This is a genomic window from Lutimonas sp., assembly GCF_051011215.1.
Classification (GTDB): Bacteria; Bacteroidota; Bacteroidia; order Flavobacteriales; family Flavobacteriaceae; genus Lutimonas.
Genome location: NZ_JBPCUJ010000025.1, coordinates 1 through 6,226, shown reverse-complemented (window position 1 = coordinate 6,226; position 6,226 = coordinate 1). Strand labels below are relative to the sequence as shown.

Here is a 6,226-nt window from a genome sequence, read left to right as displayed (position 1 = left end):
ATGTTGGGCCTGTTCAAACCTAAAAGAAGTGTGATAGGTTCTGATTTTGCTGGTAAAATTGTAGCGAAAGGGAATTTAGTGAAAGACTTTGACCTAGAGGATAGGGTTTTTGGATTTGTTGATCAGGGGGTTGGATCACAAGCTCAATTTATGAGTATTTCTAGAGATCATCTTTTTAGAATTCCAAAGGATGTCGATTATAAAACAGCTGCAGCAGGCTTAGAAGGAGCACATTATGCCTATACTTTTCTTCATAAAGTTTCAATTGTTGACGGACAGTCGATACTTATTAATGGTGCTACAGGAGGAATAGGTTCAGCGCTCTTGCAATTTGTAAATCAGTATGATGTTAACATTACTGCCACTGCAAATACTAGGAATGTTGCATTGATTAAAAGTTTAGGGGCGGATAGGGTTATTGATTATACCAAAGAAGATTTTACTAAAATTAGTGAGAAATTTGATTTTGTTTTTGATGCTGTTGGTAAAAGTACTTTTGGGAAATGCAGGCCCTTGTTAAAAGAAAAAGGAGTTTATATTTCTTCAGAATTGGGTCCTTATTCTCAAAATTTATTCTTTTCTCTGTACTCATTGTTTTTTGGAAAGCAAAAAGTTATCTTTCCTTATCCATACCCACAAAAAAAGACCATTCCCTATATTTCCCAGTGTTTATTGAATAAGACCTTTAACCCTGTAATTGATCGGGTTTATAGTTTTGAAAACATTGCCAAGGCTTATGAATACGTCTTAAAAGGTGAAAAAACAGGAAATGTGGTTATTTCAGTAAACGATGATCAGTAACAAGTTTTAATACATAATAAGGTTGGGAGATCGTTTATTTTATGAAAAGCTGGCTATGTAAAATTTCCTTTTAAAAGATCCCTTCATATGCATATTGACTTAAATGTGTTTGTTGGTATTTATCAAAAATGAATCAAAAGAGTATTTTAAGTTTATGATCCTTTTGTTTCCTTTTGAATATCTCTTATTAAAACAAAAGATAATATTGATGCACTTAAGATTCCTATAATACCAATAATTGAATTTCCATCAATAGCAGGAGGTACTTTAAAAGCCATCAATAAAGAGGAACCTAGAAACAGGGCTGCAGAGATGAGCGCCATGACAATTCTGTTGACAGATTTCTCTAGATTTCTGTGTTCCATATTGATTTGAAAATTGTCACTACTAATTTTATGAATAGCCTTGTCAATGGCTTTAGGCAAGGTTTCAGCAATATGTTCCCATTGATGAAGGTTTTTGGTTATTTTTTTAATGACAACGTGGGGCGCATATCTTCGCTGCATGATTTTGATTTGATATTTTTCGAATAAAACTGCAATATTGAATGCTGGATTTAGTAGGCGAGAAGAGCCTTCAAGAAGAACAACAACTCGTAATAAATTTGACATATTTGGAGGAATAGTAATGTGGTGTTCTTGAATGATGGCTGTAACCTCTTTGATGGCAGCGGTCATGTCAAACTGATTCAAGGGAAGATTTAAAAAACGATTTATGAATTCATCAATTTGAAAAGTGAGGGTGTCATAATCTGTGCCCTTTGGGAAAGTACACATTCCCAGTATTGTATTTTTGATATGCTCGGCATCTTTTTCTGCAACTCCAATGATTAATTCTTCAAATATTTTCTGACTCTTTGCGTCTAATTTATTCACCATACCACAATCAATAATGCCTAGTTTTTCACCTTCCTGAATTAGTAAGTTTCCAGGATGCGGGTCTGCATGGTAGAATGAATCTCTGAACATCATGTCCATGAATACACCGGCGCTCTCTTCGGCAAATTGCGATTTTTGTTCTGGAGTCCAATCTAAGTCTTTAACTTTTTTTAAAGATGGTCCTTTGAGGAACGACATGGTTAAAACGGATTTGCCAGATTGCTCAGTAAAGACTTCTGGAAATTCGACCTTGTCGTTGGTGGAGAAATTCTTCCTGAAAGTTTGTATGTTTTGCAGCTCTTTGTTGAAATCCAATTCGTCAATCATCGTTTGGCTGAATAATTTCACCAATAATTCTGGTTGAGCATATTTTAGTGAACCGACATGTAGCTGGGCCAGTTTGGCTAATTTCGCTAAGATTTTAAGATCTTCGTGAACTTTTGATTCTATACCTTCATGCATTACTTTCACTACTACTTCCTGGCCTGAATGTAAAGTTGCTTTATGAACTTGGGCAATACTTGCAGAAGCTATGGGTTTGGTTGTGAAGGAAGCAAAAACTTCATCAATTTTTTTGACACCAAATTCTTTTTTGATTTTAGATCGTACTTTAGCAATACCATCAGCTTTGGTGTCAGATTGCAGTAGACTTAATTCTTCAGCCATTACAGGGCCTATAAGATCTGATCTTGTACTGAGAATTTGACCAAATTTAATGAAGGTAGTGCCCAATTCACCAAAAGCCATTCTTACTCTAACCTCCTTACTATATTTTCTGAGGTCTTTTCCTGAAGAATTTTTTAAATAACCGTTTATAGATTCTATATTGGCATTTTGAAGCCAATCAGCTAAACCATATTTAGCTAATGTGGCAATTATTTCTTGAAATCTTGTCGTCTTAAGGATGTTACTGTTAAAGCTCATAATATTGGTTTTTAGTGTTTAATTATGAAGCAAAATTGGGGAAAATTAAGGATGCCTCCGTGAGAACAATGCCTAATTTTATGGTATAGGTAATTTACTTAGTATAATATTTAACGCTAATAGGGGATACTATATGAATAAAGAAAGGCCTTAAAATAATCATTTTAAGGCCTTTTATTATGCTGTGGTAAAACTACATTTCAGTCACGTTCCAGGTGGCTGGAGCCTGTGCCGGAGGATAATCCTTAAAAGTAGCTTTAAATTCCATTACATAACTTCCTGCCCATCCAAACATAAAGATATGTCGTGCATACCAATCTTGATAAGAATTTGTTTCTCTTGCCTTTTCGAATGGATCCATTCTCAAGTCAAATAATAATGGCGCTTTTAAGGTTTCTAATTTATAGACCCAGACTTCTTGACCAATTGCTTTTTGCTCCATATACATTGCTTTCCATCTGTCTCCAAACCTGATAGCAGAAATTTCTGCTGCATCTGTACCATAAATAAAGTATTCTCTAGGATTTTTCTCAGTCTGGCCACTCCATAAAGGGAGCATGTTGTATCCATCCAGATGATTTTTAAATGTTTTACCATTAGATTGAAACGTACCGGCTTTTAACTTATTTGGAATGTCAGATCCTCCTGCAGCAGCCAATAAAGTTGGAACCCAATCTAAATGTGATGTCACATCGTTTATGATTGTTCCAGGTTTGATGCCATATCTTTCAGGGAAACTTGCCATTGCAGGTACTCTAAATCCTCCTTCCCAATTGGTTGTTTTTTCACCATGAAACCATGTTACTCCGGCATCAGGCCAAGTGGCTTGGTGAACTCCGTTATCGGTTGTGAAAATGACAATGGTATTTTCGTCAACTCCTAGTTCTTTTAGTTTAGAAAGAAACTGTCCTACTACGTCATCTAAACGCAACATTCCATCTGCATAAGTGTTTAAACCTGACTTTCCTTTCCATTTATCATCAATATGTGTCCAGAAGTGCATTCCCGTAGTATTCATCCAGGTAAACCATGGAGTGCCCTCTTTTGTTTTTCTTTCCATAAAGTCAAAAGCAGCTGCCATAAACTCTTCATCTACGGTTTCCATTCTTTTGCTGGTTAATGGACCAGTGTCTTGTATAGGTCCATCTGCCAAAGATTTAATAACCCCTCTAGGTCTTGATACACGACCATTGGCGTCATTTGTTGGCCAGTCTTCATGCTCTGGTTCTTCTTCAGCGTTTAAATGGTATAAATTCCCGAAAAACTCATCAAACCCATGTTTGGTAGGTAAGAATTCATCCCGATCTCCAAAATGATTTTTGCCGAATTGTCCTGTAGAATAACCTAAGGCTTTTAGCATTTCACCCAATGTAGCAGTTTGATCCTGAATACCAACAGGGGCTCCTGGTAGACCTACCTTTGATAGTCCTGTTCTAATGATATGTTGCCCTGTAATAAAGGCAGATCTGCCCGCCGTACAACTCTGTTCACCATAGTAATCAGTAAACTTCACACCATCTTTCGCTATTTGATCTATGTTTGGCGTCTGATAGCCCATCATACCCTGACCATAGGTGCTCAGGTTTGGGATGCCTACATCGTCTCCCATGATGACCAAAATATTTGGTTTTTTTGATTTCTGAGCATGTCCTGAAAATGCTAATAATAAAGTTAAACTCAGGATTAATTTAAAGGTTTTCATTTTGTTTATTTTAGGTTATTAATTATGGTTCAAAGATGCTTTTTACTTTAATGATTACTATGAGGTAAATGCCTAATCACAGCATATAGGTATAATACCTATCATTTGGTATGACTTAGATAAGGCGCTTCTAGTACCACTTTTACAAGCCTGCCTTTTTCCAAATTTTCATTGGGAGATATTGAATTGATTGTACTTGTCAATTCTATTTTCAACTTGTTGCCAACCCTGGTGCTTAAGTCTTTAAGATTTTCGCCTTCTTTAGCTTCAATAATTCGTATCTGTTGTATCATTATTGTTTCCTTTTCTTGACGGTTTAGAGGTCTTAAACTCAAGGCTGCTTTGTCTAATTCATCTTTGAATTTAATTGGAGCTACTCCGGTTAATTTGAATAATTTATCTTCCATTGGTAGCCATAAAATATAGGCATACATAGTTTCAGATTCAATTTGGTCGATGAACGTGATCATACTACCTTTCTTGCCGTTTATTACGATTTCTTTTGATTCTGTAAGTTTCGATTTGTATTCCTTTTTCAAGTTTGTTAAGAATAAGTTTGAAGCTTTTTCGGGGCTTAATTCGGCATTGTCTAATTCCACAAATGCCGCTGCTTTATTATTAGGTTCGTACGCATTAATGCTACTTCTTTGGTTGTCTAAAATCCAACTTTTGGGAAACGCGATAAAAAAATCAAGGTCTGGATGAAGAAATTTATTCTCTTGAATTACGCCTTGATTAGGGCTGTTTCCGAATAGAATTCCATCAAATTCTTTTAAAAACGATTTTGATATAGGTGCTTTTCGTGGGTAATTCATTCCTCTCATTCTCTTCTCAATGGCTTCAGTGCGATCTGGTGTATAGGGATGGTCATTGAAATAACTTTTTTCTTCTGCCTTATTGGTTGCAACTTCAATTGTTTTAGATAATCTGGTTAAGGAAGAAATCATTCCGGCAGGGTCATAACCTGCTTTGGCAGCTAGTTGTACTCCTTCATCATCCGCCTCAGATTCAAATTTACGGCCGTAATTGGCAAACAAAAGTTCATTTGATGTTTCAATAGGGGTGTTTATGATATCTCCAAGATCGGCATTGACTGCACCAATTAAATTACCAGGAATTTCCAAAAGTTTCGGTAGGATACTTTTTTTAATCTGTTGTATGGAATGTCTGTTGTTAGAATGAATTATTTCGTGTCCCATGATACAAGCCAGTTCATCTTCTGTTTGAAGAATAGGAATCAGCCCTGTGGTGATATACAGATGGCCACCTGGTAAAGCGAAGGCATTGGGCGACATATCAGGTACAATGTGTATTTCGTATTCAAAAAGTGGTTCTTCCAAATTAAGTACTAATCTATTGATAACCGCAGTCAGATAAGTGGTTTTAGCCTGATCGTCGTAAATACCCATTTCCTGTGCTACCATTTTGGCATTTTGATTTCCCAGTTCCTTGTCAAGTTCAATGCTTTGGGCATAAGAAGCGGTACACAGACCGATAATCATAAAAAGTTGAAGCAATGTTTTCATTGTAATATGTTTTGATTAGTTAATTAAACTGTTCTGTTAATTGTTTAATTTGATAGAGTTTTTTAGAGCTTTACCTGTCAGAGCCAGCATTAGGCCATCTATAATTAGTTTAATCCCTACATAGAGCCCTAAGATATAGTTGCTTGCTTCTGTCCAGTTTGAAAATATCAACACTCCTATTGCAATACTGAGTATTCCACTGAGCAAAAGGTATAAACCGCCTCCAATTGGCATTAATAAAAATGAATAAATGGCTGCAGTTACTCCGTCAATAATAAAGTAGATTGCCATTACAAAGGTTAAAGCTTCGAGACCCATTTCAGGATTCATCATAATCCAGATTCCGGCTAAACTCATTAAAATACCATATAGATATCTCATAATAAGAGATCCCA

Annotated in this window: 5 protein-coding genes; 1 reads left to right on the top strand and 4 read right to left on the bottom strand. The window is 35.9% G+C overall.

What is annotated here, in order from left to right; translation table 11 throughout:
- On the top strand, positions 1-801 hold an 801-nt coding region (locus tag ACR2MV_RS03030), incomplete at its 5' end, for an NAD(P)-dependent alcohol dehydrogenase (protein ID WP_434020421.1).
- 152 nt (positions 802-953) lie between these two features.
- Here the strand turns inward: ACR2MV_RS03030 and ACR2MV_RS03025 are convergent.
- The 4 genes from ACR2MV_RS03025 to ACR2MV_RS03010 form a co-directional block, all read right to left on the bottom strand.
- Complete coding sequence (locus ACR2MV_RS03025; protein WP_434020420.1) at positions 954-2,603, bottom strand: ABC1 kinase family protein; 1,650 nt, start codon at positions 2,601-2,603, stop codon at positions 954-956.
- A gap of 193 nt (positions 2,604-2,796) precedes the next feature.
- Positions 2,797-4,305: an arylsulfatase gene (locus tag ACR2MV_RS03020; protein WP_434020419.1), complete on the bottom strand. Its 1,509-nt coding sequence runs from the start codon at positions 4,303-4,305 to the stop codon at positions 2,797-2,799.
- Positions 4,306-4,406: 101 nt separating this feature from the next.
- Complete coding sequence (locus ACR2MV_RS03015; RefSeq protein ID WP_434020418.1) at positions 4,407-5,831, bottom strand: M48 family metalloprotease; 1,425 nt, start codon at positions 5,829-5,831, stop codon at positions 4,407-4,409.
- 36 nt (positions 5,832-5,867) lie between these two features.
- The coding region (locus ACR2MV_RS03010) for a DUF308 domain-containing protein (protein WP_434020417.1) at positions 5,868-6,226 on the bottom strand (359 nt) is incomplete at its 5' end.